Here is a 26606-nt window from a genome sequence, read left to right as displayed (position 1 = left end):
AAATTATTCTATTCTGCATTGGTAAAAATCAGGAAATGAATGGATCGGTGAATAGATATCAGGCTTCGTTCCGGCCTGGCTGGCTGCCTGGACCGCCAGTCGAACGCCCGGAGCAGGACTGCTGAGCACCTCGATGCCGAGGTCTGCCAGCGCCGCTTCTACAGGCGTCATCGAGGCCTGCGCCAGCACGACCACGTCGGCCGCGGCGGTGTTCGCCCGGATCGCCTGTGCCAGCGTGGCCACATAGCGAGCCAGGTCGCCCGATTCGAAATGGGGCCACGCCTCGCCGACAAGCAGTTCGCTGATCCGCACGTCCACACCCGCGTCTTTTGCCGCCGAACGAACCAGCGCCGTTGTGGGCGCGAGCGTGCTTTCGACGGCGGCCACGATCAGCACGCGCGGACCGGCGCGCACGGCACGGTCGGCCATGGCGCGGTCGATGCGCAAGGCCTTGAAGGCGTCCCCGGCGGGGGTGGATTCGGCCACGCCGCCGATGGTCGAACAGGTGCACACCACGACGCTTGCGCCGCCGGCACCGGCTTCGCGCATGGCATGGTGCACGCGGGAAACCAGCGCCTCGTCGTCGACGCCCACCACGCGGGCATCGGCGAGCAGGTCTTCGCGCACCATGTGCCGCACGCGCAGGCCGGGCGCGATCTCGCGCACCAGCCGGTCGAACGTCGGCACATGGGCCTGGGCCGTGTGGACGAAGGCAAGCGCGTCGCGCTTGGCGCTCATGCGGTCGTGCGCGCGCGCTGGGCTTCGTAGGCCTTCAGGTGCACGTAGGCCGTGCGCAGCACGCTCGGCACCGGAGTGCTTGCAGGCGCGGCACGGTCCAGCAGGTCGCCCACGATGTGATCGGCCTCGACCGCGGCGCCGCGCACGATGTCCTTGTACATCGACGCGGTCATCGGCGAGCCGGCGGTGGTCACCACGGCGCGGCCGCGCTGCACGGCGGCCGGGCGCGGCGCGAAGCCGTTGTGCGCGGCGATGGCGCAGCACTCGTCGAAGATCGACAGCGCCACGTCCTGCCCGCCCGCGGCCACGATGTCGCCGATGGAAGCGCGCATCAGGCTCGTGAGGCCGGCCGCCGAGGCGATGAAGACCCACTTTTCCCACATGTCCTGCGTGATGTTCTCGCTGGCGGTGGCGTCGAACTTCGCACCCGCGAACTGCTGGGCGATGGCATCGACGCGCGCCGACCGGCCACCGGCGCGTTCGCCGTAGCTCAGGCCGTGCATGTCGTTGAGGTGCAGCACGCGGCCCTCGTCGTCGAGCGTGGCGGAGATCATGCACAGGCCGCCCAGCACGCGCTCGGCGCCGAAGCGCGCGGCCAGGCGGTCGATGTGGGCCATGCCGTTGAGCAGCGGAAGGATCACGGTGTCGGGACCGACGGCCGGTGCGAACGAATCCATGGTGGATTCGAGGTCGTAGGCCTTGCTGCCGACCACCACCACGTCGTACGGGCCGTCGATGCCGTCTGCCAGCACATGCCGGGGCGCGGGCAGCTGCAGGTTGCCGAACGGGCTCTGCACCACCAGCCCGGTCTTCGCGAGCTGCGCTGCGCGGCGCGGGCGCAGCAGGAAGGTCACGTCTCGGCCCGCCTCCAGGAGCCGCCCGCCGAAATAACCACCGAGTGCACCGGCACCCACCACCAGAAATCTCATCGCTTTCATTGCCGTCGCGCTCCTGAGCTGGAAAAAGATCGAGCGCGATGATGCTCCCGATCGCGCGAGGCTGCTTCAGCCGGGCGTTTTCTCCAGCAGGCGCCGGCGGGCAAAGGGCGAGAGGTCGAGCGTGCTGCTTCGACCCAGCACACGATCGGCGATGGCGTCGCCCAGCCCGGCCGAATGCTTGAAGCCGTGACCCGAGCAGGCCGAGACGACCAGCACGCCGGGCAGGCCGTCGAGTTCGTCGATCACGAAGCGGCGGTCGGGCGTCACGGTGTACATGCAGGCGCGGGCCTTGAGGGCGCGCCCGCCGATCTGCGGAAAGCGGCCCGCCACGCGCTCGCGATACATGGCGGCGGTCTCTGCGGGGTCCACGGTGCGCTCGATGGTGTCGGGCGTGGTGGCGTCCACGTACTGCTCGGTCGCCACCTTGAGGGCCGGCTGGGCGGGGTCTGACGACGGGAAGCCGTACATGTAGTCCTCCTGGCCGTCGCCGAACATCCAGATGAAGATCGGAAAGCGGCCCGGCGCGAAATCGGCAGCGGCGCTGCCGGTGTCGAACCAGTGCATGACCTGGCGGTGCACGGAGAAGTGGGCTTGCCAGTCGGCACGCGCATGCTCGCCCAGGAATCCTGGCAGCCATGCGCCGGCCGACACGACGACGCGATCGGCGGTGAAGCTGGCCTTGTCGGTGCGCACGCGGACGGTGTCGCCGTTGCCCACGGGCTCCACGGCCAGCACGCGTTCGCCGCTGCGCGTCTGTGCACCGAGCGATCGGGCCACTGCCAGTTGCGCGCCGATGGCGCCCTCGGGCCGCACGAAGCCGGCCTCGTGCTCGAGGTAGCCGATCTCGTCGCCCTGCAGATGGAACTGCGGGAATCGCGCGCGGATGCCGGCCGCGTCGAGCACCTCGTGCGCGATGCCGAAGCGCTCGGCGCAGGCGATGGTGCGGCGTACGAAATCGGACTTGCCGTGGTGCTCGGCCACGCGGTCGCGCGGTGCCAGCACCAGGCCGCCGGTGGTGGTCATGAGCGGCATGCCGGTGCGCGCTTCGAGCTCGCGCCAGATGGCATGCGAGCGCTGCACGAAGGGCACGTATTCGTCGCCTTCGCCGACCGCCAGCCGCGTGATCCGCGAGTCGCCGTGCGAGGAGCCCAGGTCGTGCGGCGGATCGAACTGGTCGATGCCGAGCACGCGCGCACCGCGCTGCGCGAGTTGGTTGAGCGTGGCGGCGCCGAGGGCGCCCAGGCCGACGACGATGGCGTCGTGATGGGTGGACAAGGTCACGTGAAGAAAGAAGCGTCAGACGAGGTTCAGGTCCAGGAAGGCGTCCTTCACCTCGATGGGTTTCGGAATGAGCTTGAGCTGCGCGAACACATCGGCCAGCCCCTGCTGTTCCTGCGCGATGGCGGGCGTAAGCCCAACCACGCCATATTGCCGCCGTTCGGTGGCCAGCGCCAGCACCCGGGGCTCGACCTTGAGCTGCGGCGCCAGCGTCGCGACCACCTCGGCGGGGTGGGCCTGCGCCCATTCGTTGGCCTTGCGCAGTTCGGCGAACACGGTGCGCAGCAGCCCGGTGTTGGCGCGGGCGAAGCCGGGTTGCGCGAAGTGATAGGTGCGGTTGCCGCTCAGGCCGGTGCCGTCGAACAGCACGCGCGAGTCGGTGGCCAGTTGCGCAGCGGCCAGGAACGGGTCCCACAGGCCGATGGCCGCGACGCTGCCCGACTGGTAGGCCGCGATCGTGTCGGAGGCTGTGACGATGTAGACCGGCTCGATGTCTTCATAACGCAGGCCCGCGGCCTCGAGCGCGCGGATCAGCACGTACTGCGTGTTGTAGCCGCGGCCGGTGACCACCTTCCTGCCCTTCAGGTCGCGCACGCTGCGGATCGGCGAGTCGCGCGGCACCAGGAAGCCGACGCCGCCGGGATAGGGGCTCTCGGCGGCGAGGTAGGCCAGGCCCTTGCCGCTGGCCTGCTGGAACACGCCGATGCCGTCGGAAGCATGGCCGAAATCGATGGCACCGGCGGCCAGCGCCTCCGAGAGCTGGCTGCCGCCGAGGAACTCGGCCCATTCGACCTTCACGCCGGCCGGTGCGAGCGCCTTCTCGAGCTGTCCGGTGCCCTTGAGGATGTTGAGCGTGTTGAACTTCTGGTAGCCGATGCGCAGCGTGCGGGTTCGCACCTGCGCGGGCTGCGCAGGCTGCGCAAAGGAGGTCGAGGTTTCCGCGGCAACTGCGGCGGCTGCGCCGGCCTGGAGGAGGGTGCGGCGGGAGACCGGGGAAAGGTGATGCATGGCGTCGGCGAAAAATCCGCGACTCTAGGGGCCGACGCGGTGCCGCGCCACGAAGCTTTCGTCATGTGTTCATGCGCAAACCGGTGCACGAAAGTACAAAACGACCCATGAACTTTTCAAGAAAAGGTCTTGGGCGCTTCGCATAATCGCCTTCGTCATCCCGACCCTCTCAATCAAGGAGCTTCACACATGGCCCAGACCCGGATCGCCGTCATCGTCGGCAGCCTGCGCAAGGACTCGTACAACCACAAGCTGGCCCTCGCGCTGGCGCACCTCGCGCCATCGGACTTCACGTTCGAAACCCTGCGCATCGACGACCTGCCGCTGTACAACCAGGACGACGACGGCAACCAGTCTGCACCGGTGAAGCGCCTGAAGACGGAGATCGCGGCGGCCGACGGCCTGCTGTTCGTCACGCCCGAATACAACCGCTCGATCCCCGGCGTGCTGAAGAACGCCATCGACCAGGCTTCGCGCCCGTACGGCCAGAGCGCCTGGGCCGGCAAGCCGGCCGGCGTGGTCGGCATCTCGGTGGGTGCCATCGGCACCGCGCTGGCGCAGCAGCACCTGCGCAACATCCTGGCCTACCTCGACGTGCCCACTATGGGCGCGCCCGAAGTCTTCCTGCAGGCCAAGGACGACCTGTTCGACGACAAGGGCCATATCGGCAACGAAGGCTCGAAGAAGTTCCTGCAGGGCTGGATGGACAAGTACGTGGCCTGGATCAAGAGCCACGCCGCTGCCTGAGCCCGCCCGGCTTCCAGGCAACAAAACAAAAAGCCGCCCATGAGGGCGGCTTTCTTCATGGCGCCGTGCGCCGTGCCGTCAGGCGGCCAGCGTGGCCTTGCCCTGATTTGCGGCTTCGGCCGTTGCCACCAGGATGTCGGCGCGGGCAGCAGCCAGGGCCTTGGCCTTGGCTTCGTCGCCCATCGCCACGCCTTCGGCACGCACGAAGCGCACGTCGGTGATGCCGAAGAAGCCGAAGATCACCTTCAGGTAGCTTTCCTGGTGTTCCATGGCCTGGCCGCCTTCGCTGGTCGAATACACGCCGCCGCGGGTCGAGGCCACGATCACGGTCTTGCCGCCTGCCAAGCCGACCGGGCCCTTGTCGGTGTACTTGAAGGTGCGGCCGATCTGCGCGAGGCGGTCGATCCAGGCCTTCAGTTGCGTGGGAATGGAGAAGTTGTAGAACGGCGTGCCGATCACGATCACGTCGGAAGCCAGGAACTGGCTCACCAGCTTCTCCGACAGGTCGTTCTCGCGGCGCTGGGCTTCGGTGGGTTGCGCTTGCACGCCGGTCTTGATGCCCAGGGCATCGGCGCTGAAGTGCGAAGGCGCGTTGGCAGCGAGGTCGAGGTAGTCGACGTCGGTGTCGGGATGGGCGGCGCGCCAGGCGGCCACGACTTCGCCGGAAAGCAGGCGCGAGGTCGAGTTGGTGCCGAGGATGCTGGAGTCGATATGGAGCAGCTTCATGTCAATCAATCACTTTCTGTGTTGGCTGTCGGCACTCGAAGGTGGCCGGCGGATGGGAGAATTCTATTTTTGGATCGAGTGATCGATAAGTAGCCAAATATCGCACTCATCGTTCTGTTTGCAGGACAATGCGGCGATGCAAGACCTCAACGACATGGTTTTCTTCGCCGAAGTGGCCGAGCGCGGCGGGTTCGCCGCCGCCAGCAGGGCGCTCGGCATTCCCAAGTCGCGCCTGTCGCGCCGCGTGGCCGACCTCGAGGAGCGTCTGGGCGTGCAGCTGATGCAGCGCAGCACGCGCCGGCTGTCGCTCACGCCGGCCGGCGAGATCTATCTGCGCCACGCCTCCGCCATGCGCGACGCCGCCCAGGCCGCGGCGGAGGCGGTGGCACAGGTGCAGACCGAGCCCAGCGGACTGGTGCGGCTGAGCTGCCCCGTGACCATCTCGCACAGCGGCCTGGCGCAGCTGATGCCGGTCTTCATGGCGCTGTACCCCGCGGTTCGCATCGACATGCGGGTGATCAACCGTCCGGTCGACCTGATCGAGGAGGGCATCGACATCGCGCTGCGCGTGCGGCCCACCATCGAGGACAGCGCGCTGCTGGTCGCCAAGACCTTCGGCACCAGCCGGGGCGTGCTGATCGCGAGCCCGGAGCTGCTCGCGCGCACCGGCCCGGTCGAGACGCCGGCCGACCTTGCGAAGCTGCCGACGGCGGCCATGTCCGTTAACGGCGACGGCCGGGCCGAGTGGCGGCTCGAAGGGCCGGACGGGCAGATCCATGTCCATCCCCACATGCCGCGCTACGTGGCCGACGACCTGGCCACGCTGCAGTTCGGCGCGTTGGGCGGCGTGGGCGCAACCATGCTGCCCGACTACATGTGCCGCGCGGAGATCGATGCCGGCCGGCTCGTGCGCGTGCTGCCGGGCTGGGGGCCGTCGCCGGTCATCGCGCACATGGTGTTTCCGGCACGTCGCGCGCTGGTGCCGGCGGTGCGGCGCCTGATCGACTTCCTGACGGAGCATCTGCAGAACGTCGACATGCGGATGTTCTGAGGCCACGAAAGTCGGATGACCGCGTTCTGGTCTGCTTGAGGTGCTATCCAAAAGATAGCAAGGCCGCGCAGGGTTACGGGTTCGTTATGCAAAAACCGTCATATCCAAACAAGCAGATATTCGTTTGTCGTTGAAGCGATGGTTCGCACAATCCGGGACTCCCATTCCATCCAGGAGCGACCATGGCTACTTTGCGTCTCGGCGACACCGCCCCCAATTTCACCCAGGATTCCAGCGAAGGCCCGATCGACTTCTACCAGTGGGCCGGTGATTCGTGGGTCGTGTTCTTCTCGCACCCGGCCGACTTCACGCCCGTGTGCACCACCGAGCTCGGCAAGACCGCGGCGCTGTCGGGCGAGTTCGCCAAGCGCGGCGTGAAGCCCATCGCGCTGAGCGTCGACCCGGCCACCAGGCACAAGGAGTGGATCGGCGACATCAACGAGACGCAGAACACCACGGTCAATTTCCCGATCATCGCGGACGCCGACCGCAAGGTGGCCGACCTGTACGACCTGATCCACCCGAACGCCTCCACCACGGCCACGGTGCGCAGCGTGTACATCATCGACCCGAAGAAGGTCATCCGCACCACCATCACCTACCCGGCATCGACCGGCCGCAACTTCGACGAGATCATCCGCGTGATCGACTCGCTGCAGCTCACCGACAGCCACAAGGTGGCCACGCCCGTGAACTGGAAGGATGGCGACGACGTGGTCATCGTGCCCAGCATCCAGGACCCGGCCGAACTCGCCGAGCGCTTCCCCAAGGGCTTCAAGGCCGTGAAGCCTTACCTGCGCATCACGCCGCAGCCCAACAAGTAAGAAGAGCGGAACGGCAAGCGTGAAAGCACCGGCGATCCTTCGCGGCACACTGCGCAACCGGCTATGCCGGGCCGCCGGTGTCGTCTTCAGCGAGAGGGGCGGCGAAGCGGCACCAAGCGCGCGAAGCCGGGGGGAGCGCCCATGATCACTCGCGTCATCATCGTGCCGGGTTGGCGCGACTCCGGGCCTGGCCATTGGCAGAGCCTGTGGGAGGAGCGCATCCCGGGCGCGGCGCGCGTGGTGCAGGACGACTGGGCCTCGCCCAAGCGCGAAGCGTGGGTTTCCACGCTGGCCAAGCTGGTGATGCAGAGCGACGGCCCGGTGGTCATCGCGGCGCACAGCCTGGGCTGCATCGCCACGGCGCACCTGCCGCCCGCCGCGGCGGCGCGCATCCAGGGGGCCTTGCTGGTGGCGCCTGCCGACCCGGAGCGCCGCGCCGTGCTGTCCGACTTCGCGCCCGTGCCCTATGCGGCGCTGCCGTATCGCAGCATCGTGGTGGCCAGCAGCAACGATCCGTTTTGCCCCATTCGCCTGGCGGGTGCATATTCGCGCGCCTGGGGCAGCGAGTTCGTGCGCATGCAGAATGCGGGCCACATCAACATCGATTCGGGGCATGGAGACTGGCCGCTCGGCCTGGCCCTGCTGCAATCGTTGACCGACGAGCCCGCCGCCTGGTCGGCGGGCCGTGAATTTTCAGAAAACTTGGCAATCACATGACTTCCAGAATCAAGACCTTCGTCGCCGTGCTCGCGCTGGCGTCCTCCGCACTCGCCGGCAGCACCGCCTTCGCCCAGGGCACGACGCTGCTGAACGCCTCGTACGACGTGGCCCGCGAGTTCTACAAGGACTACAACGCGGCCTTCGTGGCGCACTACAAGAAGGCGACCGGCAAGGACGTCAAGATCGACCAGTCGCATGGCGGCTCCAGCGCCCAGGCGCGCTCGGTGGCCGACGGCCTCGATGCCGACGTGGTCACGATGAACACCTCGACCGACATCGACTTCCTGGCCAACGCCGGCGTGGTCGCCAAGGACTGGCCCAAGAAATTCCCCGAGAACGCATCGCCCACCACGTCGACCATGCTGTTCCTGGTGCGCAACGGCAACCCGAAGGGCATCAAGGACTGGGACGACCTGATCAAGCCCGGCGTGCAGGTCGTGATCGTCAACCCCAAGACCGGCGGCAATGGCCGCTATGCCTACCTGGCCGCCTGGGGCTACATCAAGAAGAAGGGCGGCACCGATGCGCAGGCTGCCGAGTTCGTCGGCAAGCTGTTCAAGAACGTGCCCGTGCTGGCACGCGGCGGCCGCGACGCCACCACCGCATTCCTGCAACGCAACATCGGCGACGCGCTGATCACCTTCGAATCGGAAGTGGTGTCGATCGACCGCGAATTCGGCACCGGCAAGGTCGATTCGGTGTACCCCTCGATCAGCATCGTGGCGGAGAACCCGGTGGCCGTGGTCGAACGCACCGTCAACAAGAAGGGCACCGGCGAACTCGCCAAGGCCTACCTTGACTGGCTGTATTCCGAAGAGGCGCAGGAAATCGCTGCCAAGCATGCGCTGCGCCCGCGCTCGCAGACGGTGCTCAAGAAGTACGCCGCGACCTTCAAGCCGCTGCAGCTCTTCACGGTGCAGGAACTGTTCGGCAGCCTGGGCGAAGCGCAGAAGGTGCACTTCAACGATGGCGGCCAGTTCGACAAGCTGTACACCCCCGGCGCGAAGTGAAGCGCACCCCCAGTCTTCGCGCATTGCGTGTCGCAACGCCTGCCCCCTTGCAGGGGCCAGCACCTGCGGCCCGGCAAAGCCGGTTCGGCGGTGTTCCACGAAGCGGCCAGAGAATCAATAACGGACCGTTCTCATCATGAGTGGTGTGACTTCTTCGGCGCTCCCAACCGCGGGAGCGCCTTTTTCGCGTGCCAACCGGGCAGGGGGCGCCAAGCGCGTGCTGCCCGGTTTCCACATCACGCTCGGCTTCTCCATCCTCTATCTCAGCCTGATCGTGCTGATTCCGCTGTCGGCGCTGGTCTTCAAGACCTTCACGCTGACCTGGGACCAGTTCTGGGTCGCTGTGACCGCGCCGCGCGTGATGGCCTCGTACCGGCTGACGTTCGGCGCATCGCTGCTGGCGGCCATCGTGAACGCGGTGTTCGGCTTGCTGGTGGCCTGGGTGCTGGTGCGCTACAAGTTCCCGGGCAAGCGCATCGTCGACGCGCTGGTCGACCTGCCGTTCGCGCTTCCCACGGCCGTGGCGGGCATCTCGCTGACCGCGTTGCTCGCAGGCAATGGCTGGATCGGCCAACTGCTCGAGCCGCACGGCATCAAGCTGGCTTTCACGCCGGCCGGCATCGTGATCGCGCTGATCTTCATCGGACTGCCGTTCGTGGTGCGCACGGTGCAGCCGGTGCTCGAGGACACCGAAAAGGAACTCGAGGAAGCCGCCACCTCGCTGGGCGCGACGCGGTTCCAGACCTTCACCAAGGTGATCTTCCCGTCGATCGCGCCTGCGTTGCTCACCGGCTTCGCGATGGCCTTCGCACGCGCCATCGGCGAGTACGGCTCGGTGATCTTCATTGCCGGCAACATGCCCATGATCTCGGAGATCACGCCTCTCATCATCATCGGCAAACTGGAGCAGTACGACTACGCGGGTGCGACCGCGGTCGCGCTGGTGATGCTGGTGATCTCGTTCGTGCTGCTGCTGGTCATCAACGGCCTGCAAGCCTGGCAGCGCCGCAGGGCGGGAGGCTGAGATGAGCGCACCTTCCAAGACCGTTCGCCGCGCAAAAGCCGGCACCACCGAAGCCCCCTGGGTGCGCTGGACGCTGATCGGGCTCGCGCTCGCGTTCATGTTCCTGTTTCTCGTGTTGCCCCTGGCCGCCGTGGCGACAGAAGCACTGCGCAAGGGCGTCACCGCTTACCTCGATGCGCTGAAGGAGCCGGACGCCTGGAGCGCCATTCGTCTCACGCTGATCACGGCCGCCATCGCGGTGCCGCTGAACCTCGTGTTCGGCGTGGCCGCGGCCTGGGCCGTGGCCAAGTTCGAGTTCCGCGGCAAGGCCTTCCTCACCACGCTGATCGACCTGCCGTTCGCGGTATCGCCGGTGGTCGCGGGCCTGATCTACGTGCTGGTGTTCGGCGCGCAGGGCTGGATCGGCCCGTGGCTCGCGGCGCACGACATCAAGATCATCTTCGCCGTGCCCGGCATCGTGCTGGCCACCGTGTTCGTGACTTTCCCCTTCATCGCACGCGAACTCATTCCGCTGATGCAGGCGCAGGGCACCGACGAGGAACAGGCCGCCATCGTGCTGGGGGCGACCGGCTGGCAGACCTTCTGGCGCGTGACGCTGCCCAACATCAAGTGGGGGCTGCTGTACGGCGTGATCCTGTGCAACGCGCGCGCCATGGGCGAGTTCGGCGCGGTGTCGGTGGTGTCAGGCCACATCCGCGGCCAGACCAACACCATGCCGCTTCACGTGGAAGTGCTCTACAACGAGTACCAGTCGGTGGCCGCGTTCGCCGTGGCGTCGCTGCTGGCGATCCTCGCGCTGGTGACGCTGGTGATCAAGTCGGTCATCGAGTGGCGCCATGAGCGCGAGATGAAGGCGATTGCCGAATTGCCGCCCGAGCGACCGACGGCGGCTTGAGAAGGCGTCGAGTGGGGGGAGAACCCTCACCCCGACCCTCTCCCCCGGGGGGAGAGGGGGTAATCAGATGAAGACACAGGCAGAGATCCCATGAGCATCGAAATCCGCAACATCAGCAAGCAGTTCGGCGACTTCCGCGCGCTGCGCGACGTGAGCCTCGACGTCGCCTCCGGCGAACTCGTTGCGCTGCTCGGCCCGTCGGGCTGCGGCAAGACCACGCTGCTGCGCATCATCGCGGGCCTGGAAACGGCCGACACCGGCAGCATCCTGTTCTCGGGCGAGGACACCACCGACGTGCACGTGCGCGAGCGGCAGGTGGGCTTCGTGTTCCAGCACTACGCGCTGTTCCGGCACATGACCGTGTTCGAGAACGTGGCCTTCGGCCTGCGCGTGAAGCCGCGCAAGGAGCGCCCGAGCGACGCACAGATCAAGACCAAGGTGACCGAACTGCTCAAGCTCGTGCAGCTCGACTGGCTGGCCGACCGCTACCCCTCGCAGCTCTCCGGCGGCCAGCGCCAGCGCATCGCACTGGCCCGCGCACTGGCCGTGGAGCCCAAGGTGCTGCTGCTGGACGAGCCCTTCGGCGCGCTCGACGCCAAGGTGCGCAAGGAGCTGCGCCGCTGGCTGCGCCGGCTGCACGACGAGCTGCACGTCACCTCGATCTTCGTCACGCACGACCAGGAAGAGGCGCTCGAGGTGGCCGACCGCGTGGTGGTCATCAACAAGGGGCAGATCGAGCAGGTCGGTTCGCCGCAGGAAGTGTGGGACCAGCCCGCGAGTCCTTTCGTCTATGGCTTCCTGGGCGACGTGAACCTGTTCCATGGCCGCGCCGACAACGGTGCGGTGCAGCTCGACGGCATGCGCCTCGACTCGCCCGAGCACAGCGGAGCGCGCGACGCCAAGGCGCGCGCCTACGTGCGCCCGCATGACATCGACGTGACACCCTACGTGGCCGGCGCCTCCGGCATCGTCGCCACGCTGGCGCGCGCCATCGTGGTCGGACCCATCGCGCGGCTGGAACTTGAGCCCACCGAAACGAATCCAGATAATCCGGGCTCCGGAACCATCATCGAGGCGCAACTCCCTGCGCAACAGTTCCGTGACCTGGGCTTGAAGGAAGGCGACACCGTCGTCGCCAACCCTCGCAAGGCCAGGGTGTTCGTAGAAGAAGATTGGGTGTCTCCTTGATCGATTGGTACTTCGGCGCGCCGCGCCGCGCGTATGGGCTGATCTGCCTCGCCTGCGTTCTCATGCTGGCCTTCGGGCTCTACCTGCAGCACGTGGTCGGACTCGAGCCGTGTCCCATGTGCATCGTGCAGCGGTATGCGCTGGTGCTGGTGGCGCTGTTCACCGGCCTGGCCGGCATGTTCCGCAACCGGGGCCTGCAGGCCGCGGGTGGCGTGCTGGCCCTGGTGTCGGCCGTGGGCGGTGCCTACACGGCGGCCTCGCAGAGCTGGCTGCAGTGGTATCCGCCCGAAGTGGTGTCCTGCGGTCGCGACCTCTACGGGATGATCGAGACGTTCCCGCTGAAGCGTGCGCTGCCGATGATCTTCCGCGGCGGCGGCGACTGCTCCAAGGTCGACTGGTCGCTGTTCGGCCTGACGCTCGCGAACTGGTCCTTCATCGCCTTCGTGGTGCTGTCGCTGATGCTGGTCACGCTGCTGTTGCGCTCGCGCCGCGCGCGCTGAAACGAGAAGGCGGGCATCGGGGAGCAATGCCCCGATGCGGGCCCCGTCTTTAGGGGACCTTCAGGAACCGCCGCTAGGATGAAGCTGCCAGCGCGCCATGTGCGCCGGCGGCGTTTCACTTCATCCTCATTGCATGCAAAACTCCCCCAAGCGGCGCTCGCGCAAGCTCGTCTACGGCGCCGTCGCCGTGGTGGCCCTGGGCCTGCTGTCCCTGTTCTGGCTCAGCCCGCCCAAGAAGACCGACTACCTCACCGCGACGGTGCAGCGCACCGACCTCGAGAACGCCGTGCTCGCCACCGGCGTGTTGCAGGCCCTCAGGCAGGTGGAGGTGGGCGCACAGGTCAGCGGCCAGCTCAAGTCGCTGAAGGTCGTGCTGGGCCAGACCGTGAAGAAGGGCGACTGGCTGGCCGAGATCGATCCCGTCATCTCGCAGAACACGCTCGCGCAGGAGCAGGCCAAGCTCGACAACCTGCAGGCGCAGAAGCTCGCGAAGGAGGTGCGCGTGAAGCAGGCCCAGCTCACGTGGACGCGGCAGCAGGACATGCTCGCCCAGGATGCCGCAGCCAGGCAGGACATGGAAAGCGCCGATGCCGAGCTGCGTGCGCTGCGTGCCGACGCGGTGTCGCTCGAGGCGCAGATCCGCCAGCAGAAGCTGGCCGTGGCATCGGCGCAGACCAACCTGTCGTACACGCGCATCGTCGCGCCCATCGACGGCGACGTGGTGTCGATCAGCACGCTCGAAGGCCAGACCGTGGTGGCCGCCTTCCAGGTGCCCACGCTGATGAAGCTCGCCGACCTCTCGACCATGACCGTGAAGGCGCAGGTGTCCGAAGCCGACGTGGTGCGCGTGAAGCCGGGTCAGCCGGTGTACTTCACCATCCTCGGCGACCCCGACAAGCGCTACCACGGCACACTGCGCGCGGTGCAGCCGTCGCCCGAGAAGATCAACAACGCGGTGTTCTTCAACGCGCTGTTCGATGTGCCCAACCCCGACCGCATGCTGCGCGTGGACATGACGGCGCAGGTGGCGATCCTGCTCGGCGAGGCGAAGCAGGCGCTGACCGTGCCGCTGACCGCGCTCGGCGCCCGCGACAAGGAGGGACGCCAGGAAGTCCGCGTGCTCAAAACCGACCAGACCGTCGAGAAGCGGCTGGTGCGCGTGGGCATCAGCAACAACTTCCAGGCGCAGGTGCTCGACGGACTGAAGGAGGGCGACACCGTCATCACCGGCGACCCTTCCACGGCGCCCGACCGCAACGACAACGGCGAAGGCGGCCCGCGGGGCAAGCGTTCATGACGCAGGCAGTGCCACCGAAGCAACCGCTGCTGTCGCTGCGCGGCATCGGCCGCAGCTTTCCCTCGGGCGAGCAGCAGGTACAGGTGCTGAAGGACGTCGACCTCGACATCGGCAGCGGGGAGATGCTGGCGATCGTCGGTGCGTCGGGTTCGGGCAAGTCGACGCTGATGAACATCCTCGGCTGCCTCGACAGGCCGAGCACGGGCACCTACACCGTGTCGGGCCACGACGTGGGCACGCTCGACAGCGACGCGCTGGCCGAGCTGCGGCGCGAGCACTTCGGCTTCATCTTCCAGCGCTACCACCTGATGCAGCACCTGACGGCCACGGGCAATGTCGAGGTGCCTGCCGTTTACGCCGGCACCGACGGCGAGGCGCGCGACGCGCGCGCGCGCCAGCTGCTCGCGCGGCTGGGCCTGGGCGACCGCACCGAGCACCGGCCCAGCCAGCTCTCGGGCGGGCAGCAACAGCGCGTGAGCATCGCGCGCGCACTCATGAACGGCGGGCAGGTGATCCTGGCCGATGAACCCACCGGCGCGCTCGACAGCCGAAGCGGGCAGGAGGTGATCGGCATCCTGCGCGAGCTGCATGCGCAGGGGCACACGGTCATCATCGTGACGCACGACATGCAGGTGGCGAGCTGCACCGAACGCATCATCGAGATCGCGGACGGCGTGATCGTGGGAGACCGGCCCAACGTGCCGAGCGTGGCGGCTGTGCCGGCGCCCGCGCAGGGTGTGCAGCACGCCGCCGCGCCCGCGACCTTGAGCCGGCCCAGCCTCGGCATCGCGCGCTTCAGCACCGGCTGGGCGCGCTTCGCCGAAGCCTTCCGCATGGCGTGGCGTTCGATGATGTCGCACCGCATGCGTACCGCGCTCACCATGCTGGGCATCGTCATCGGCATCACCTCGGTGGTGTCGATCGTGGCCATCGGGGAGGGTGCCAAGCGATTCGTGCTGTCCGACATCCGGGCGATCGGCACCAACACGCTCGACGTGTACCCGGGCCGCGACTTCGGCGACGACAAGGCCTCGAGCATCCGCACGCTGACGCCTTCCGATCTCGACGCCATCGCCGCCCAGCCTTACGTGCACAGCGTGACGCCATCGACCTCGCGCAGCCTTCGCCTGCGCTATCGCAGCGTCGACATCAACGGCACGGTGAACGGCGTGAGCGACAGTTTCTTTCGCGTTCGCGACATGCAGATGGCCAGCGGGGCGGCCTTCACCGCGAGCGACGTGCGTCACCAGTCCCAGGTGGTGGTGATCGACCAGAACACCCGGCGAAAGCTGTTCCCCGACGGCACCGAGGCGGTGGGCAAGATCATCCTGGTGGGCAACCTGCCGTGCACGGTGATCGGCGTGTCGCAGGACAAGAAGAGCATGTTCGGCGAGAACAAGTCGCTCAACATCTGGCTGCCCTACAGCACCGGCGCGAGCCGGCTGTTCGGGCAGCAGCACTTCGACAGCCTCACAGTTCGCATCCGCGACGACCAGCCGACCAAGGCGGCCGAGGACAGCGTGGTCAAGCTGCTCACCTTGCGCCACGGCAGCAAGGATTTCTTCACCTTCAACATGGACAGCATCGTGAAGACGGCGGAGCGCACGAGCCAGTCGCTCACGCTGCTGCTGTCGCTCATCGCCGTGATCTCGCTGGTGGTGGGCGGCATCGGCGTGATGAACATCATGCTGGTGTCGGTGACCGAGCGCACGCGCGAGATCGGCATTCGCATGGCGGTGGGCGCCCGCCAGAGCGATGTGCTGCAGCAGTTCCTGACCGAGGCGGTGCTGGTGTGCCTGGTGGGCGGGCTGATCGGCGTGACGCTGTCGTACGGCATCAGCTTTCTGTTTTCGCTTTTCGTCAAGCAATGGCAAATGATCTTTTCGATGGGCGCGGTGGTGTCCGCGTTCCTGTGCGCGTCGCTGATCGGCGTGCTGTTCGGCTATCTGCCGGCGCGCAACGCGGCGCGGCTGGACCCGATCGAGGCGCTGGCGCGTGAGTAGGGCGCGCTTTCCTTTCGTCGCCGCGGCTGCCGTGCTGGCGCTCGGCGGGTGCACGCTGTTCCAGCCCGAGCAGCGGGCTCAGCACCCGCTCGAGGTGCCGCAGGGCTGGCAGCAAAGCCAGGGTGGCAGCGCGGCCGCGGTGCTGCCCGCGAACTGGTGGACAACGTTCAACGACCCGCAGCTCGACCGGCTGGTCGATGATGCCCTGCGCACCAACGGCAACCTGGCCACGGCGGCCATCCGCGTGCAACGCGCGCAACTGCAGACGGGTCTCGCGAACACGAACTTCACGCCCGGCGTGGTCGGACAGGCCGCCACCAGCCGCAGCTACGACCTGAAGCGCGGCCGCGTCGCCGGTTCGGCCTCGAGCTCGCTGGTCACGCTGAGCTACGAACTCGACCTGTGGGGCCGGCTCGCGGCGCAGCGCAGCGCCGCCGACTGGGAACTGAAGGCCACCGAATCCGACCGGGAGGCCGCGGCGGTGGCGCTGGTCGGCACCACGGCCGGGCTCTATTGGCAGGTGGGCTACCTGAACCAGCGCATCGCATTGAGCGAGTCCGGCATCGAGGACGGCCGTCGCATCCTGGCGCTGGTGCGCGTGAAGTACGCGGCGGGCGCGGTGTCGGGGCTGGACGTGGCGCAGGCCGGACAGAACCTCGCGACGCAGGAGGCCGCGCACACGCAGCTGCTGCAGCAACGCGTTGAAGCGCGCAACGCCTTGGCGATCCTGTTCGACCGGCCACCGGGGCAGATGGCCGCAGAACCCGCACGCCTGCCCGACATCGACCTGCCGGCGATCGATGCCGGCGTGCCCGCCAGCGTGCTGGCCCGGCGCCCGGACCTGCGCGCCGCCGAGCAGCGGTTGCGCGGTGCGCTGGCCAATGTCGACGCAACGCGCACCGGGTTCTATCCCGCACTGAGCCTGACGGGTTCGCTGGGCACGTCGAGCACGGCGCTGGGCGAGCTGCTGAAGAACCCGGTAGGCACGCTGGGCGCCGGGCTGGCGCTGCCGTTTCTGCAATGGAACACCGCGCGGCTGAGCGTGGCGGTGTCGCAGTCGCAGTACGAAGAGGCGGTGCTCGGTTTCCGCCAATCGCTGTATGCGGCGCTGTCGGAAGTGGAAAACGCGCTCTCATCGCGCACGCAACTGCGTGCCGAAAGCGACAAGCTGGTGCTGGCGCTGCAGGAGGCTCAGCGCGCGGAGCGGCTGTCGGAAGTGCGCTACCGCGCGGGAGCGACCGCACTGCAGCCGGTGCTCGACGCGAAGGACCGGCGCCGCGCGGCAGAGGTGTCGCTGGCGCTGAATCGGTTGAACCAGCTCAATGCGACTATGACTTTGTACAAGGCGCTGGGCGGGGCGGCCGTGGGGGTGCAGGGCTGATTCGAGCACGTGCTTTGTTGAGGGCGCAGCCCTCACCCTAGCCCTCTCCCGCAAGCGGGAGAGGGGACAAGACAGTTTATGGACTGGCGTTGCTCCGGGGTATTGCTCCCTCTCCCGCACGCGGGAGAGGGCTGGGGTGAGGGCAGCAGCATAGACACCACCACCCACCTCGCCACTCCAGGATCAATCCTGAAACGGCGCTTTCTTCATCAGCTTGCGAACCACCAGTCCCGGCAGGCGCAGCACGAACTCGACCATCAATCGCGCATGCATCCACGTCAGCAGCACATTGTCGCGACCGTAGCGGAAGTGCGAAACACCGCCTTCCTCGGCCGTCAGGTACTTCACCGGCGCATCGATGTTCACCGGCTTGACGCCGCGCCAGGCCAGCCGCACGACGGCTTCGGTGTCGAAGTCGAAGCGGCGCATCCACGGCTGGCGGGCCATCACGGCGATCAGGTCGGTCACCGGGTACACGCGAAAGCCGTAGAGCGAATCGCCCACGCCGGCGAACAGCGTCTCGAGCTGGGTCCAGCCGTTGGACACGCGCCGCCCGCGCACGCGCAGCAGCGGCGCGCTGGCGTCGAACACCGGGCGCCCGAGCACCATCGTCTCGGGACGGGCGAGCGAAGCCTTCATGAATTCGGGGATCAGGTCGGCCGGATGCTGGCCGTCGGAGTCCATCGTCAACGCATGCGTGAAGCCGGCGTCCCTGGCGGCGCGAAGTCCGTGCAGCACGGCGGAGCCCTTGCCCTGGTTCTGCGGCAGCACCCACACGCGCAGGCCGGCGTCGCCGGCCGCGATCTGCTGCATCCGCTCGGCGGTGCCGTCGTCGCTGCCGTCGATCACCACCCACACCGGGTTCCATTGCGCGCGCGCGGCGGCAACGGTCGAGAAGAGCCGTTCTCCGGTGTTGTAGCTGGGAATCAGGACAAGGTGGGTGCGCGAGGCGTCTGGCATTCGGGGGACGCGTCGGTGGCGCGCTGTTCCATGTTTTGGCGGAAATATTGTTCGAGCTCGGCCTGCAGCACGTCGCTGTCCTGCGTCGGCGCGAAGCGCTTGCCCAGGCGCAGCGTGAACACGATGGGCAGCGGCGGCACGCGCCACAGCGGCCAGCCCTTGCTGAGGTAGGGCGAGTCGGTGTCGATGAACACCGTCTGGATCGGTGCCTGCGCCAGCTTGGCGATCAGCGTGGTGCCGGGGCGGAACGGGTTGAGCGGCGGCGTCACGGTGCGCGTGCCTTCGGGGAAGATCACCAGCTGCCCGCCGCTGCGCAGGTCGTTCACCGCGAGCCGCACCATGGTGCGGGCCGACTTGTTGCTGATGTAGCGCGCCAGCCGGGCGCCGGCGCCGAGAAAGATGTTGCCCATCAGGTCGGCCTTCATGATGCAGGCGCTGCGCGGCAGCCTCGCCACCAGCAGCAGTGCGTCGAGCATCGTCGGATGGTTGGCCACGAAGATCACGCCGGGCTCCTTGCGCATCGGGTCGAGGCAGGAGGCATCGATGCGCATCATCCCGGTGACCGACGCCAGCCCCCAGAACATGCGGTAGGCGAAGGCGATCGTCATGCGGCCCAGCGCGCGCGCCGGTGTCGCCGGCATGACCGGGTAGATCAGCATGGCTACAAGGTTCCAGACGAGCGAGATCAGGCCCAGGAACAGCAGCAGTGCGTAAAGCATTGCCGCAAGCGGAATCGACGTGAGAATTCGCAGCACGCGAGCCATTGAATCAGCGAGCCGGAAGGCAGGCAGTCGGACGATGGCGGGTCATGCCCGCAGCTGCCCGGCCGCGACCGTGTGGGCCTCGATCTCCACGAGCAGGTCGCTGCGGCAGATGTCGGCTTCCAGATAGACGGCGTGGCGCGTCATCGGCGCGTCGGCACCGATTGCGCCTTCGAGAACGCCGCGCACCGCCTCGGTGTCCGACGGATGCCGCACGTAGACCACGCAGTCGAGCTCGGCCAGCGAGAACTTCGCGGTGCCGCGCTCGTTGGCGGCATCGATCACCGCCTGCAGGTTGCGCAGCGTCTCGCGCGTCTGCTCGAGCACGTCGCCGTGGTGTACGGTCTCATGCCCCACGATGCTCGCCGTGCCCGAGATGAACAGCGCGATGTTGCCGTCGCCGATGTCCGCCAGCGCGGCGCGCGAGAAGGTCGGCGAGCGCGGGCCATAAGTTTCGGGGTAGCGGTAGGCAGACACCTGCCGTGGGTTCTCGACCGGCAGCGGCGCCTGCGGGCCGGCCAGGAAGCGGATCGACAGCGCGCCTTGGTGGATGCCCAGTGCGCAGGCTGCGGGAGCGCCTTCGAAGGCGGCGCGGCCGGCTTCGAGGAAGGCCTCCTGGCGGCCCAGGTTGAACTGTCGGTAGCGCTCGAGCCCGCCGCCGTCGGCGTTGATGCGCGGCAGGTAGTTCCAGATGCGCTGCAGGTGCGGGATGCCGGCCTGGTCGAGTGTCTTGAACAGGTCACGGTAGGCGCGGTGAGCCAGTTCGGACAGGCCCTGCTTCTCGGTGGCTTCATCGAGATCGATGGCGCCGAGCAGCCAGTGGCCGTCGGTGCGCCAGCGCGCGATGCCAGTGGTGCCGGACTCCACGTGCGGCGCGCTTACATGCCACACGTCGGCCATCGCGCCTTGCGGGGACAGAACACGGGCATTGACGGTGGGCATCCATGCCACGCCGTGCGGTGTGCCGTAGCCGAGCGCCGCGAAGGGCGCCTTGGCATGCGTGGCCAGCGCCAGGCTGTCCGGCAATGAAAGGCGCTCGACGCGCAGATGGGAAGAGGTTTCGTCTTTGACTCGCACTGTCAACGGGCCTCTGCGGGTTGTTCGGGTTTGGTGGCGGTGTAGGCGGAGAACACGCCGAGGCTGGCATGCCGTTGCACGTCGCGGAGACCCGCGGCGGCCAGCGCCTGCATCACCCGTTCGGGAGGAATGCAGGCCTCGATCGTGTCCCAGTAGTAGCGCCACAGCTCCGAGGTGTCGCGCTGGCGGCCGACCACGCGGGCAATCAGCGGCACCACGGCACGCATGTAGCCCTTGAGCAGCGCCGTCGCGGCGCGGCCCCCGGGCTTGGTGATCTCGAGCACCACCACCCGCCCTCCCGGGCGCAGCACGCGATGGAACTCGCTGAAGGCCGCCGCCACGTCGCTGATGTGGCGCATGGCGTAGCCCATGCTCACGAAGTCGCAGCTGGCGTCGGGGCGGGGCAGGGCCTCGGCCACGCCGCGCACCAGCTCGACGCCGGGCAGCTTGACCTGGCTCATCATTCCGGGGCTGGGGTCGACGCCCACGAGCTGGCCGGTGGAACCGATGAGCTTGAGCGCTTCGCGCGCGACCAGGCCCGTGCCGATTCCCACGTCGAGCACCTGCGCGCCCGGCATGAGCCCGGCCTGGCGCAGCGCCGCACGGCGGTACGAAGGACCGGTGCCGAAGGCCAGCACGCTTTCGATGCGGTCGTAGTCGGCCGCGGTGCTGTCGAAGATTCGCAGGAGGAGCCTTGTGCTCCGCCTCGTTGCTGTAGTACAGCGGCAGGGGAGCGTGGGGCGGGAGGGTGTCAGGGTTCCCGGGCCCGACGGAAGGCGATGGCGTCATCGAACGATTATCACCAAAAGCCCCGGCCCGAAATCCGATCCGTCGGTGCGGCCGGGCCGTTGCATGCGCCGGACAGTAAACTCGGAGCCTGCTTCGAAAACACAGGACAGCGAGATAGAAAGCCATGGCCGGACATAGCAAGTGGGCAAACATTCAGCACCGGAAGGGCCGCCAGGACGAGAAGCGCGGCAAGCTCTGGACCCGCGCCATCCGCGAAATCACGGTGGCCGCCCGCGCCGGCGGCGCCGACCTGGGCTCCAACCCTCGGCTGCGGCTGGCGGTCGAAAAGGCCAAGGCGGTGAACCTGCCGATCGACACCATCAAGCGCAACATCGACAAGGCCACCGGCAACCTCGAAGGCGTCAACTACGAGGAAATTCGTTACGAAGGGTACGGCATCGGCGGCGCGGCGATCATCGTCGACACCATGACCGACAACCGCGTGCGCACCGTGGCCGAAGTGCGCCACGCCTTCTCCAAGCACGGCGGCAACATGGGCACCGAAGGCTCGGTGGCCTTCCAGTTCAAGCATTGCGGGCAGATCATCTTTGCCCCGGGCACCAGTGAAGACAAGGTGATGGAAGTGGCGCTCGAGGCGGGCGCTGAAGACGTCGTCACCGACGACGACGGCGCCATCGAGGTGATCACCGCCGTGGCCGACTTCGAAGCGGTGAAGAACGCGCTCGAAGCCGCCGGCCTGAAGCCGGATGCCGCCGAAGTCACCATGCGTGCGGAAAACACCGTGGACGTGACCGGCGAGGACGCCGCAAGGATGCAGAAGTTGCTCGACGTGCTCGAGGACCTGGACGACGTGCAGGACGTTTATCACAACGCCTCGCTGTCCGAATGAATGAGTGTCTGTTTGTTGAACCACTGCGAGAAATGAAGGCCCGCGAATGAAGGTATTGGTAATTGGAGGCGGGGGCCGTGAACACGCTCTGGCATGGCGTCTTGCGCAGGCCGACCGGGTGAGCCGCGTTTACGTGGCACCCGGCAACGGCGGTACCGCCAGCGACGGACGCTACGACTGCATCGACATCACCGAGCCCGCCGCGCTGCGCGAGTGGGCCATCAAGGAAAAGATCGCGCTCACCGTGGTCGGCCCAGAGGCCCCGCTGGCCGCCGGCGTGGTGGACGAGTTCCGCGCGCACGGCCTGCGCATCTTCGGTCCGACGCAGGCTGCGGCGCAGCTCGAAAGCTCCAAGGCCTTCTCCAAGGCGTTCATGAAGCGCCACAAGATCCCGACGGCCGAATACGAGGCCTTCACCGACGCCGCCGCCGCGCATGCGTACATCGACGCCAAGGGTGCGCCGATCGTCGTCAAGGCCGACGGCCTGGCCGCCGGCAAGGGCGTGGTGGTGGCCATGACCGCGCAGGAAGCGCACGAGGCCGTCGACTTCATGCTGGTCGACAACAAGTTCGGTGTGTCGCACAACGAAGGCGGCGCGCGCGTCGTCATCGAGGAATTCCTGCAGGGCGAGGAAGCCAGCTTCATCGTGCTGTGCGACGGCAAGAACGTGACCGCGCTGGCCACCAGCCAGGATCACAAGCGCCTGCTCGACAACGACGAAGGCCCCAACACCGGCGGCATGGGCGCGTACTCGCCCGCGCCCGTGGTCACGGCCGAGGTGCATGCCCGCGCCATGCGCGAGATCATCCTGCCGACCATCCGCGGCATGGAGAAGGACGGCATTCCGTACACCGGTTTCCTGTACGCCGGCCTGATGATCGACGCGGCCGGCCACCCGAAGACGCTCGAATTCAACTGCCGCATGGGTGACCCCGAGACGCAGCCGATCATGATGCGCCTGAAGTCCGACCTGTTCGAGGTGTTCTGGCATGCCACCGACGGCACGCTCGACCAGGTCGAGTTGCAGTGGGACCGGCGCGTGGCGCTGGGCGTGGTCATGGCCGCGCACGGCTATCCGCTGTCGCCGCGCAAGGGAGACCGTATCACCGGCATTCCGGCCGAGGCGCCCGATGCGGTGGTGTTCCATGCGGGCACCACGCTCGACAACGGCGAGCTCAAGACCAGCGGCGGCCGCGTGCTCTGTGTGACCGTGCTGGCCGACAGCGTCAAGCAGGCGCAGCAGCGAGCCTACGAGGTCGCGGCGCGCGTCAACTTCGACGGCGCTCAATACCGCAAGGACATCGGATTCCGCGCGGTCCACGCGCGCAACACCCCCAGCGCTTGATGCAGCCCACCACCCCGGCGGCGGTCGGCGACTACCTGCGCGGACTGCAGCAGTCGATCATCGCGGCGGTCGAGCAGGCCGACGGCGGCACCTGCGTGCGCGACGCCTGGCAAAAACCGCCGGGAGAGCCACTGCAAGGCCACGGCCTGACCTGCATCCTCGAGGGCGGTGAACTGTTCGAGCGCGCGGGCTGCGGTTTCTCGCAGGTGCGCGGCCCGAAGCTGCCGCCTTCGGCCACGCAGAACCGGCCCGAACTGTCGGGCGCACCCTTCGAGGCGATGGGCGTGTCGCTGGTGTTCCATCCGCGCAACCCGTATGTGCCGATCGTGCACATGAACGTGCGGATGCTGGCGGCACTCCCGGCAGGCGGCGACCCGGTCTGCTGGTTCGGCGGCGGCATGGACCTCACGCCCTGCTACGGCTTTGCCGAGGACGCGGTGCACTTCCACACGGTTTGCCGCGACGCGCTCGCCCCCTTCGGCGACGACAAGTACCCGCGCTTCAAGACCTGGTGCGACGAGTATTTCTTCCTCAAGCACCGCAACGAGCAGCGCGGCATCGGCGGCATCTTCTTCGACGACTTTTCCGAGGGTGGCCTGGAGAACGGCTTTGCCATGATCCGCTCGGTGGGCAATGGCTTCCTGCCGGCGTACCTGCCGATCGTCGAACGCCGCCGCGCCATGCCCTACACCGAGCGCGAGCGCAATTTCCAGCTCTATCGCCGTGGCCGGTATGTGGAGTTCAACCTCGTCTGGGACCGCGGCACGCATTTTGGCCTGCAGTCGGGCGGGCGCACCGAGTCGATCCTGTTGTCGATGCCCCCGCTGGCCAGCTGGGCCTACCAGCAGCAGCCGGAAGCGGGCAGCCCCGAAGCCGCGCTGTACAGCGACTTCATCGTGCGGCGGGACTGGGTATGACCTCCGGTCTTCGCGCACTTCGTGCCGCTCCGGCAAGTGCCGTTCAGGTCGTGCTGCCAGGCATCCGTCAGGCGACCCGGGTTCCGCGATGCTGCCGTCGATTCCTGGCGTGACGCCGACCAACCCGCATCGCCGCATCGGCATCTTCGGCGGTGCGTTCGATCCGCCGCACAACGCCCATGTGGCGTTGGCCACCGCTGCGCTGGCGCAACTCGGCCTCGACGAACTGCACGTGATTCCCACCGGACAGGCCTGGCACAAGAGCCGGGCGCTCACGGCCAAGGAAGACCGCCTCGCGATGGCACGGCTGGCCTTCGCCGGATTGCAGGGCACCGTCGTCGTCGACAGCCGCGAGGTGCTTCGCGACGGCCCGACCTACACCCTCGATACGCTGCATGAACTGCAGCGCGAACAGCCCGGCGCGCAGCTGGTGCTGATCATGGGTGCCGACCAGGCCAGTGCCTTGCCGACCTGGCATGGCTGGCAGGATATACTCGGCATTGCTATCGTTTCTGTAGCGTATCGCGCACTATCGACGGGCGACACTGCCCGTTTTGATCCGAAAATGCTGCCCGGCCTCCCGGCTGGCGCGCGTTTCGAGGCGCTCGAATTGCCTCCTATGGACACCAGCGCCACCGAAATCCGGCGGCGTGCGGCGCTTGGCGTGGACATTTCCTCGCTGGTTCCGCCCACGGTTGCACGCTATATTGACCAACACCACCTCTACCGCTCTGCCTGATGACCACTGAAGCCGCCGCCAAGAAAGACACCCAGAAACTCCAGCGAGCCATCATCGATGGTCTCGAAGACGTCAAGGCGCAGGACATCCAGGTATTCGACACGGAGCATCTGTCTCCGCTGTTCGAGCGCGTGATCGTGGCGTCGGGCACCTCCAACCGCCAGACCAAGGCACTGGCCGCCAGCGTGCGCGACGCGGTGCGCGAAGCCGGCTTCGGCAAGCCGCGTGTCGAGGGCGAGGACAACGGCGAGTGGATCATCGTGGACTGCGGCGCTGCCGTCGCGCACATCATGCAGCCGGCCATTCGCCAGTACTACCACCTCGAGGAAATCTGGGGCGACAAGCCGGTGCGCGCCAAGCTCGGCGGTGCCAAGCCTGCGGTGGCCACCAGCGTGTCGAAGGACGAGACCGAAGGCAAGAAGAAGGCCGCCAAGGAACCGACGCTGCGCCGCTCGAGCGCCGCCAAGACCGCGATCCGCGCCGCCGAGCAGGAGGCCAAGGCCGCCAAGGCACCGGCCAAGAAGACCGCTGCCAAGAAGGCTCCGGCACGCAAGACGCCCGCGGCGCGCGTGCCGGTCAAGGTGGTCGGCAAGCCCGCCGCGAAGAAGCCTGCAGCGAAGAAGGTGGCCGGCAAGACGGCGGCTGCCAAGAAGGCGCCAGCCCGCCGCGCATGAAGCTGCTGGTGGTCGCCGTCGGGCAGCGCATGCCCGATTGGGCGCAGACCGCCTGGGACGACTACGCCAAGCGCTTTCCGCCCGAGCTCAAGCTCGAGCTTCGCGCGGTCAAGACAGAGCCGCGCGGCTCCAAGACACTGGAAACCCTCTACGCCGCCGAGCGCGAGCGCATCGAAGGCGCGATCGCGCGCGGCATGCGCATCGTCGCGCTCGACGAGCGCGGCACCGCGCTGACCACCAAGGCACTCGCGGCCCGCCTGCAGGCCTGGCAAGGCGAGGGCGACGACGTCGCGCTGGTCATCGGCGGTCCCGACGGGCTTGATCCCGCCTTCAAGGCCGCGGCCCACGAGCGCATCCGCCTGTCCGACCTGACGCTGCCGCACGCCATGGCGCGCGTGCTGCTCGTCGAGCAGCTGTACCGGGCGTGGTCGGTGAACGCGGGTCACCCCTACCACCGAGAATGACGGGCGCCGAAGGGCAGGCCGCGTGGCTCGCACGGAAGGGCTACGCGCTGCTGCCAGGACTGCTGCCGCCCGACCTGCTCGACGATGCGGCACGCATGCTGGACGACCGGCTCGGCACGTCTGCCGGCAGCCGCAACCTGCTGGTGCAGCCCCAGTGCCGTGAAATCGCCCGGACGCTGAAGGCGAGGCTCGTCGCCATCTCGTTGCTCGATGCGTCATCCGTGGCGGTGCAATGCACGCTCTTCGACAAGACGCCATCGCGCAACTGGCTCGTCGCACTGCACCAGGACACGTCGATCCCCGCCTCGGGCGAAGGCGTGGCGGGTGTCGTCAAGGAAGGCGAGCCTTACCTGCAGCCGCCGGACGAAGTCCTGCAGTCGCTGCTGGCGGTGCGCATCCACCTGGACGACTGCGGCGAAAGCGCGGGTCCGCTGCGCGTGGTTCCCGGCAGCCATCGCGCCGGCCGGCTTGGCGACGCCGAAGCGCAGACCCTGCGCGACGAGCATGGCGAAACGGTCTGCACGGCCGCGCGTGGCGACGCCTTGCTGATGCGTCCGCTGCTGCTGCATGCATCGTCCAGGGCGCATGCGCCGCAGCGTCGCCGCGTCCTTCACTTTCTTTTCGGACCCGCGCACCTGCCCCACGGGCTGGTCTGGAACCGCACCGTGGCCGGCACTGAGCCGGCTTCCCAGGAGAACTGAA

The 26606-nt window shown here is 67.7% G+C and carries 27 protein-coding genes and 1 pseudogene; 19 read left to right on the top strand and 9 right to left on the bottom strand.

The window, feature by feature from the left end:
• Positions 1 to 3: 3 nt before the first annotated feature.
• The 4 genes from AACL56_RS16520 to AACL56_RS16505 form a co-directional block, all read right to left on the bottom strand.
• Complete coding sequence (locus AACL56_RS16520) at positions 4 to 738, bottom strand: aspartate/glutamate racemase family protein (RefSeq protein WP_339090893.1); 735 nt, start codon at positions 736 to 738, stop codon at positions 4 to 6.
• Positions 735 to 1667, bottom strand: a complete 933-nt coding sequence (panE, locus tag AACL56_RS16515; protein ID WP_339092887.1) for a 2-dehydropantoate 2-reductase — start codon at positions 1665 to 1667, stop codon at positions 735 to 737. Before panE ends, AACL56_RS16520 begins: the two co-directional genes overlap by 4 nt.
• Before the next feature lie 75 nt (positions 1668 to 1742).
• Complete coding sequence (gene solA, locus AACL56_RS16510) at positions 1743 to 2957, bottom strand: N-methyl-L-tryptophan oxidase (RefSeq protein ID WP_339090892.1); 1215 nt, start codon at positions 2955 to 2957, stop codon at positions 1743 to 1745.
• 15 nt (positions 2958 to 2972) lie between these two features.
• The gene (locus AACL56_RS16505) at positions 2973 to 3962 is read right to left on the bottom strand and encodes an aliphatic sulfonate ABC transporter substrate-binding protein (protein WP_339090891.1); all 990 of its coding nucleotides are present in this window, start codon (positions 3960 to 3962) and stop codon (positions 2973 to 2975) included.
• A gap of 189 nt (positions 3963 to 4151) precedes the next feature.
• Here AACL56_RS16505 and AACL56_RS16500 point away from each other — a divergent pair, with 189 nt between their 5' ends.
• A complete protein-coding gene (locus AACL56_RS16500; protein ID WP_339090890.1) occupies positions 4152 to 4709 on the top strand; it encodes an NADPH-dependent FMN reductase in 558 nt (185 codons plus the stop codon).
• A 78-nt stretch (positions 4710 to 4787) separates the two neighbouring features.
• Here AACL56_RS16500 and AACL56_RS16495 read toward each other — a convergent pair whose 3' ends face one another.
• Positions 4788 to 5435: an FMN-dependent NADH-azoreductase gene (locus AACL56_RS16495; RefSeq protein ID WP_339090889.1), complete on the bottom strand. Its 648-nt coding sequence runs from the start codon at positions 5433 to 5435 to the stop codon at positions 4788 to 4790.
• A gap of 136 nt (positions 5436 to 5571) precedes the next feature.
• Between AACL56_RS16495 and AACL56_RS16490 the strand changes: the two genes are divergently transcribed.
• The 11 genes from AACL56_RS16490 (at position 5572) to AACL56_RS16440 (ending at position 17328) form a co-directional block, all read left to right on the top strand.
• Positions 5572 to 6486 (top strand): LysR family transcriptional regulator, encoded by a 915-nt coding sequence (locus AACL56_RS16490; RefSeq protein WP_339090888.1) that lies wholly within the window; start codon positions 5572 to 5574, stop codon positions 6484 to 6486.
• A 182-nt stretch (positions 6487 to 6668) separates the two neighbouring features.
• Complete coding sequence (locus AACL56_RS16485; protein WP_339090887.1) at positions 6669 to 7310, top strand: peroxiredoxin; 642 nt, start codon at positions 6669 to 6671, stop codon at positions 7308 to 7310.
• Between the two features lie 141 nt (positions 7311 to 7451).
• The gene (locus tag AACL56_RS16480) at positions 7452 to 8027 is read left to right on the top strand and encodes an RBBP9/YdeN family alpha/beta hydrolase (RefSeq protein WP_339090886.1); all 576 of its coding nucleotides are present in this window, start codon (positions 7452 to 7454) and stop codon (positions 8025 to 8027) included.
• Positions 8024 to 9040: a sulfate ABC transporter substrate-binding protein gene (locus AACL56_RS16475; protein WP_339090885.1), complete on the top strand. Its 1017-nt coding sequence runs from the start codon at positions 8024 to 8026 to the stop codon at positions 9038 to 9040. Before AACL56_RS16480 ends, AACL56_RS16475 begins: the two co-directional genes overlap by 4 nt.
• A gap of 136 nt (positions 9041 to 9176) precedes the next feature.
• A complete protein-coding gene (cysT, locus tag AACL56_RS16470; protein WP_339090884.1) occupies positions 9177 to 10064 on the top strand; it encodes a sulfate ABC transporter permease subunit CysT in 888 nt (295 codons plus the stop codon).
• Position 10065: 1 nt separating this feature from the next.
• Positions 10066 to 10959: a sulfate ABC transporter permease subunit CysW gene (gene cysW, locus AACL56_RS16465; RefSeq protein ID WP_339090882.1), complete on the top strand. Its 894-nt coding sequence runs from the start codon at positions 10066 to 10068 to the stop codon at positions 10957 to 10959.
• A 90-nt stretch (positions 10960 to 11049) separates the two neighbouring features.
• On the top strand, positions 11050 to 12147 hold the full coding sequence (locus AACL56_RS16460; RefSeq protein ID WP_339090881.1) for a sulfate/molybdate ABC transporter ATP-binding protein: 1098 nt from the start codon (positions 11050 to 11052) through the stop codon (positions 12145 to 12147).
• On the top strand, positions 12144 to 12647 hold the full coding sequence (locus tag AACL56_RS16455; protein WP_339090880.1) for a disulfide bond formation protein B: 504 nt from the start codon (positions 12144 to 12146) through the stop codon (positions 12645 to 12647). The genes AACL56_RS16460 and AACL56_RS16455 overlap by 4 nt, the downstream gene beginning before the upstream one ends.
• A 133-nt stretch (positions 12648 to 12780) precedes the next feature.
• Entirely contained in the window at positions 12781 to 13944 is a 1164-nt protein-coding gene (macA, locus tag AACL56_RS16450) for a macrolide transporter subunit MacA (protein WP_339090879.1), read from the top strand.
• A gap of 8 nt (positions 13945 to 13952) precedes the next feature.
• The gene (gene macB / locus AACL56_RS16445; protein ID WP_339090878.1) at positions 13953 to 15947 is read left to right on the top strand and encodes a macrolide ABC transporter ATP-binding protein/permease MacB; all 1995 of its coding nucleotides are present in this window, start codon (positions 13953 to 13955) and stop codon (positions 15945 to 15947) included.
• The gene (locus AACL56_RS16440) at positions 15940 to 17328 is read left to right on the top strand and encodes an efflux transporter outer membrane subunit (RefSeq protein WP_339090877.1); all 1389 of its coding nucleotides are present in this window, start codon (positions 15940 to 15942) and stop codon (positions 17326 to 17328) included. The genes macB and AACL56_RS16440 overlap by 8 nt, the downstream gene beginning before the upstream one ends.
• Positions 17329 to 17511: 183 nt before the next feature.
• Here the strand turns inward: AACL56_RS16440 and AACL56_RS16435 are convergent, their stop codons facing one another.
• From AACL56_RS16435 to AACL56_RS16420, 4 genes and pseudogenes are all read right to left on the bottom strand, one after another.
• Positions 17512 to 18288: a glycosyltransferase family 2 protein gene (locus AACL56_RS16435; RefSeq protein WP_339090876.1), complete on the bottom strand. Its 777-nt coding sequence runs from the start codon at positions 18286 to 18288 to the stop codon at positions 17512 to 17514.
• Positions 18255 to 19052 carry a lysophospholipid acyltransferase family protein gene (locus AACL56_RS16430; protein ID WP_339090875.1) on the bottom strand — a complete coding sequence of 266 codons (798 nt, stop codon included), beginning with the start codon at positions 19050 to 19052 and terminating at the stop codon, positions 18255 to 18257. Before AACL56_RS16430 ends, AACL56_RS16435 begins: the two co-directional genes overlap by 34 nt.
• A 42-nt stretch (positions 19053 to 19094) precedes the next feature.
• Complete coding sequence (locus tag AACL56_RS16425; protein ID WP_339090874.1) at positions 19095 to 20126, bottom strand: hypothetical protein; 1032 nt, start codon at positions 20124 to 20126, stop codon at positions 19095 to 19097.
• Positions 20127 to 20128: 2 nt separating this feature from the next.
• A pseudogene (locus tag AACL56_RS16420) lies at positions 20129 to 20915 on the bottom strand (class I SAM-dependent methyltransferase).
• Positions 20916 to 21039: 124 nt separating this feature from the next.
• Between AACL56_RS16420 and AACL56_RS16415 the strand changes: the two are divergent.
• The 7 genes from AACL56_RS16415 (at position 21040) to AACL56_RS16385 (ending at position 26605) form a co-directional block, all read left to right on the top strand.
• Positions 21040 to 21765: a YebC/PmpR family DNA-binding transcriptional regulator gene (locus tag AACL56_RS16415; RefSeq protein ID WP_339090873.1), complete on the top strand. Its 726-nt coding sequence runs from the start codon at positions 21040 to 21042 to the stop codon at positions 21763 to 21765.
• A 46-nt stretch (positions 21766 to 21811) separates the two neighbouring features.
• On the top strand, positions 21812 to 23110 hold the full coding sequence (purD, locus tag AACL56_RS16410) for a phosphoribosylamine--glycine ligase (protein WP_339090872.1): 1299 nt from the start codon (positions 21812 to 21814) through the stop codon (positions 23108 to 23110).
• Entirely contained in the window at positions 23110 to 24027 is a 918-nt protein-coding gene (gene hemF, locus AACL56_RS16405; protein WP_339090871.1) for an oxygen-dependent coproporphyrinogen oxidase, read from the top strand. Before purD ends, hemF begins: the two co-directional genes overlap by 1 nt.
• An 88-nt stretch (positions 24028 to 24115) precedes the next feature.
• Entirely contained in the window at positions 24116 to 24766 is a 651-nt protein-coding gene (nadD, locus tag AACL56_RS16400) for a nicotinate (nicotinamide) nucleotide adenylyltransferase (protein ID WP_339090870.1), read from the top strand.
• Positions 24766 to 25440, top strand: a complete 675-nt coding sequence (gene rsfS, locus AACL56_RS16395) for a ribosome silencing factor (RefSeq protein WP_339090869.1) — start codon at positions 24766 to 24768, stop codon at positions 25438 to 25440. The genes nadD and rsfS overlap by 1 nt, the downstream gene beginning before the upstream one ends.
• The gene (rlmH, locus tag AACL56_RS16390; protein ID WP_108134357.1) at positions 25437 to 25904 is read left to right on the top strand and encodes a 23S rRNA (pseudouridine(1915)-N(3))-methyltransferase RlmH; all 468 of its coding nucleotides are present in this window, start codon (positions 25437 to 25439) and stop codon (positions 25902 to 25904) included. The genes rsfS and rlmH overlap by 4 nt, the downstream gene beginning before the upstream one ends.
• Positions 25901 to 26605 carry a phytanoyl-CoA dioxygenase family protein gene (locus tag AACL56_RS16385; protein WP_339090868.1) on the top strand — a complete coding sequence of 235 codons (705 nt, stop codon included), beginning with the start codon at positions 25901 to 25903 and terminating at the stop codon, positions 26603 to 26605. The genes rlmH and AACL56_RS16385 overlap by 4 nt, the downstream gene beginning before the upstream one ends.
• The last annotated feature ends 1 nt before the right edge of the window (position 26606 follow it).

This window comes from Variovorax paradoxus, from assembly GCF_902712855.1.
Lineage (GTDB): Bacteria > Pseudomonadota > Gammaproteobacteria > Burkholderiales > Burkholderiaceae_C > Variovorax > Variovorax paradoxus_Q.
This window is presented reverse-complemented; position numbering and strand designations above follow the sequence as displayed.